Origin of the sequence: Micromonospora sp. NPDC047753 (assembly GCF_040642735.1) — a bacterium.
Taxonomy (GTDB): Bacteria; Actinomycetota; Actinomycetes; order Mycobacteriales; family Micromonosporaceae; genus Micromonospora.
This window is the reverse complement of the sequence record NZ_JBEYSL010000805.1, coordinates 1-1,806: the sequence shown is the minus strand read 5'-3', so window position 1 is coordinate 1,806 and position 1,806 is coordinate 1. Positions and strand designations below refer to the sequence as shown.

Here is a 1,806-nt window from a genome sequence, read left to right as displayed (position 1 = left end):
CACCTGGAGATGGTGCAGCGGCTCCAGGTAGGTGTCGCGGACGGCCAGGGTGCGCTGGAGCACCGGCGAGTTCTCCAACAGGGCCGGTGAGGCGGCCGCCCGGTCGACGGGCCTGGTGGACGGCATGGCATCGTTCCCGGATGAGCGTGGCACCGCGAGAGGAATGGCGTCGTCCGGGCCCGACGGCGGAACAGCGCCGAAACGACCTCTGGATCGGCCTGGGGATGACCGGACTGGCGTTGGTCAGTCTGACCCTGGCCCGCAGCACCGGCGCGTTCCTCCTGGGCCCACCGCCGTCCGGGCCTGAGCAGCTGTTCTGGACCGTCGCGGTGACCCTCCCGCTGATCTGGCGACGACGCCGGCCGACCGCGACCCTGCTGGTCGTCGCGGTGGCGTTCATCGCCGCCCAGGCCCGCTCGGCCCCGGAGACCCAGTTCTCCTCGTGGGCCCTGTTCTGCGCCCTCTACACCGTCGGCGCGTGGGGGCAGGACCGCCAACTGTCCCGCCGGCTGCGGATCGGCGTGATCGCCACGATGTTCGCCTGGCTCGGTGTCTACTACGCGGTGATGATCGACCACATCCCGGCGGATGCCTTCGCCGACGCGGTCGGACCGGTGCCACCGGTGCTCGCCGCGATGGTCACCGGCGTGCTGCTCAACGTACTGGTCTTCGGTTTCGGGTACTTCTTCGGCGAGACCGCGTGGGTGGCCGCGCGCCGCGAGCACGAGCTGCGCGCCCAGGCCGAGGACCTGCGCCGGTCGCAGGCCGAGGCCCGGGAGCGGGCGGTGCTCGGCGAACGGGTCCGGATCGCCCGCGAGCTGCACGACGTGGTCGCCCACCACGTGTCGGTGATGGGCGTGCAGGCATCCGCCTGCCGCCGGGTGTTCGACCGCGACCCGGGCAAGGCCCGCACCGCGCTGACCGCCATCGAACAGAGCGCCCGCACCGCCGTCGACGAGCTGCGTCGGATGCTCGGCGTGCTGCGGACCTCCACCGGCACCGACGCCGCGACGCCGCCGGCCGGCGGCGTCGAACGGATCGACGAGCTGGTCGAGCGGGCTCGGGCCGCCGGGCTGACGGCCACCCTCGGGGTGTACGGCGACCCTGTCGCGTTGCCCGAATCGGTCTCCCAGACGGCTTACCGGGTGACGCAGGAGGCGGTGACCAACACTTTGAAGCACGCCGAGGCGGCCCTGCTCGACGTGCGGGTCCGGTACCTGGCCCGGGAGGTGGAGGTCGACGTGACCGACGACGGGCGGGGCGGCGGGCGGGCCGACACCGACGGACTGGGCCTGATCGGCATGCGCGAACGGGTCACCGCCCACGACGGCGACCTGGAGGCCGGGCCACGGGCCGGCGGCGGCTGGCGGGTACGCGCCCGCTTCCCCCTGGCGGCGTCGCCGGACCGACCGATGGGCCCACAGCGGGAGCCGAGCGACAGGCAGCAGGCGGCAGCCGGCGCGGAGCCGTCGGCATGAGCGCGGCAGGCCAGCAGGCGCGTGACGCCGGGCCGACGGTGCGGGTGCTGCTCGCCGACGACCAGCACCTCGTCCGTACCGGCTTCCGGGTCATCCTGGAGGTGGAGGACGACATCGAGGTGGTCGGTGAGGCCGCCGACGGCGAACGGGCCGTCACCATGACCCGAGCCACCCGCCCCGACGTCGTACTGATGGATGTGGAGATGCCCGGGATGGACGGCCTGGAGGCCACCCGGCAGATCGTCGCCGACGGCCCCGGGGCGCCGGCGGTGCTGATCCTCACCACCTTCGACCGCGACGACTACCTGTTCGCGGCGCTGCGGGCCGG

2 protein-coding genes are annotated in these 1,806 nt (G+C 73.6%); both read left to right on the top strand.

Annotation, left to right across the window (positions count from 1 at the left end; translation table 11 throughout):
- The first annotated feature begins 140 nt into the window (after positions 1-140).
- A complete protein-coding gene (locus ABZ749_RS34725) occupies positions 141-1,478 on the top strand; it encodes a sensor histidine kinase (protein ID WP_357235547.1) in 1,338 nt (445 codons plus the stop codon).
- Positions 1,475-1,806 (top strand): response regulator transcription factor (locus tag ABZ749_RS34720; protein WP_357235544.1); only part of this gene is annotated, 332 nt, incomplete at its 3' end. The genes ABZ749_RS34725 and ABZ749_RS34720, both read left to right, overlap by 4 nt.

Bases quoted from the DNA above. Each gene is read 5' to 3' on its own strand.
- ABZ749_RS34725 (WP_357235547.1), top strand. From the start codon at position 141: ATGAGCGTGGCACCGCGAGAGGAATGGCGTCGTCCGGGCCCGACGGCG.